Source organism: Streptomyces sp. NPDC059455, assembly GCF_042750115.1.
GTDB lineage: Bacteria > Actinomycetota > Actinomycetes > Streptomycetales > Streptomycetaceae > Streptomyces > Streptomyces endocoffeicus.
The window spans coordinates 1-2,229 of sequence record NZ_JBHYVB010000216.1 but is presented as its reverse complement, the minus strand read 5'-3'; the positions used below and the strand labels follow the sequence as shown (position 1 = coordinate 2,229).

General features: G+C 71.4%; 2 protein-coding genes. Both read left to right on the top strand.

The genetic code is table 11. The features are described 5' to 3' along the window. On the top strand, nucleotides 1-624 hold a 624-nt coding region (locus tag ACFXB5_RS44750), incomplete at its 5' end, for an acyl carrier protein (protein WP_385219602.1). A 16-nt stretch (nucleotides 625-640) separates the two neighbouring features. After that, nucleotides 641-2,229 (top strand): type I polyketide synthase (locus tag ACFXB5_RS44745; protein ID WP_385219600.1); only part of this gene is annotated, 1,589 nt, incomplete at its 3' end.

Below are 2,229 nucleotides of genomic sequence, written 5' to 3'. Positions count from 1 at the left end.
GCGCGCGCGGGCGCCCGCGGCGCCGCGCCGGGGGGCGGGGGGGCGGGGGGCGCGCGCCCGGCGGCGGCCCGCCCCCCCCCCCCCCGACAGGTCGACTGGGGGGCCCGGCTCGCGGGCCTGTCCACGGCCGAACGACACCGACTCGTCCTCAACCTGGTCCGTGGCCACGCCGCCACGGTGCTCGGACACGCCGATGTGGACGCCGTGCAGGCAGAGGCCAGCTTCAAGGAGCTGGGCTTCGACTCGCTGACCGCCGTCGAACTGCGCAACCGGCTCGCCGCCGCCACCGGACTGCGCCTGCCCGCCGGAATGGTCTTCGACTATCCGGAAGCGGCCGTACTCGCCGACTACCTGCTGGAACGGCTGGCCCCCGGCGACGGGGCCACTCCGGGGCGGGACGCCGTCGACCCCGTCCTTGGCGAGCTGGCCAGGCTGGACACCACCCTGGCCACCCTCGACACCGACGACGAAGGCCGGCAGCGGATCGCCCAACGCCTGGGCGCCCTGCTGGCGAAGTGGAACGGCGGCGGGTCCGGCGACCCGGCCGGCGCGACCGACTTCGACGCCCTCGAAGCCGCCTCGGACGACGAGATGTTCGAGCTCATTGACCGTGAACTGCCCTGATGGAGGCGCGGAACTGATGTCGGGTACCGAAGAGAAGCTCCGCCAGTACCTCAAGAAGGTCACGGCCGATCTGGGGCAGACGCGTCGGCGGCTACGCGAGATGGAGGAGCGTTCCCAGGAGCCGGTGGCCATCGTCAGCATGGCCTGTCGGTTTCCCGGCGGAATCACCTCGCCCGAGGACCTGTGGCAGCTGGTCGCCTCGCGCGGGGACGCGATCGGGGAGTTTCCCACCGACCGCGGCTGGGACCTGTCCGGGCTGTTCCACCCGGACCCCGACCACTCCGGCACCAGCTATGTCCGCCACGGCGGATTCCTCGACCGGGCCGACGGCTTCGACGCCACCTTCTTCGGCATCAGCCCGCGCGAGGCCCTTGCGGCCGAACCCCAGCAGCGCCAACTGCTGGAAGTATCCTGGGAATTGCTCGAACGTGCCGGAATCGACCCCACCTCACTGAAGGGCACCTCTACCGGGGTCTACGCGGGCGCCGGAATCCTCGGCTTCGGCACCCCGCAGATCGAAAAGAGCGCGGAAGGATATCTGCTCACCGGAAACACCCTGAGCGTCGTCTCGGGTCGGGTGGCCTTCACCCTCGGGCTGGAGGGGCCCGCGGTGACGGTGGATACGGCGTGTTCGTCGTCGCTGGTCGCGATGCATCTGGCCTGCCAGGCACTGCGGCAGGGCGAGTGCACCCTGGCCCTGGCCGGTGGCGTGACCGTCATGACCACCCCGAACACCTTCGTCGAGTTCTCCCGGCAGCGCGGCCTCGCCCCCGACGGCCGCTGCAAGCCCTTCGCGGCCGCCGCGGACGGCACGGGCTTCTCGGAGGGCGTGGGACTCCTGCTGCTGGAACGGCTCTCCGACGCACAGCGCAACGGCCACCAGGTGCTGGCGGTGCTCCGTGGCTCGGCCATCAACCAGGACGGCGCGTCGAACGGGCTCACCGCGCCGAACGGTCCATCGCAGCAGCGGGTGATCCGCCAGGCGCTGGTCAACGCGCAGTTGTCGTCCGCCGAGGTAGATGCGGTGGAGGCGCATGGCACGGGCACCACGCTCGGCGACCCGATCGAGGCCGAGGCGCTGCTCGCCGCGTACGGCCAGGACCGGGCGGAGGACCGGCCGCTGTGGCTCGGCTCGCTGAAGTCCAACATCGGCCATACGCAGGGTGCGGCGGGTGTGGCCGGTGTCATCAAGATGGTGATGGCCCTCCGCCATCAACTGCTGCCCGCCACGCTGCACGTCGATGAGCCGACCCCGCACGCGGACTGGTCCGGCGGTGCGGTGCGGTTGCTCACGGACCCGGTGGAGTGGCCGAGGAACGAGCGGCCACGCCGGGCCGGGGTGTCCGCGTTCGGGATCAGCGGCACCAATGCGCATGTGATTGTGGAGCAGGCTCCTGAGGAGGAAGAACCGACCGAGCCGGTCTCCTCGGGCTCGGACATGGGCCCGGTTTCGTGGGTGGTGTCGGGTCGGAGTGTGGAGGCGTTGCGGGGGCAGGCTGCGGCGTTGGGCGAGTGGGTGGGGGGTGCGTCTGGGCTTTCGTTGGTCGACGTGGGGTGGTCGTTGGTTACGGCGCGGTCGGTGTTTGAGCATCGGGCGGTGGTGGT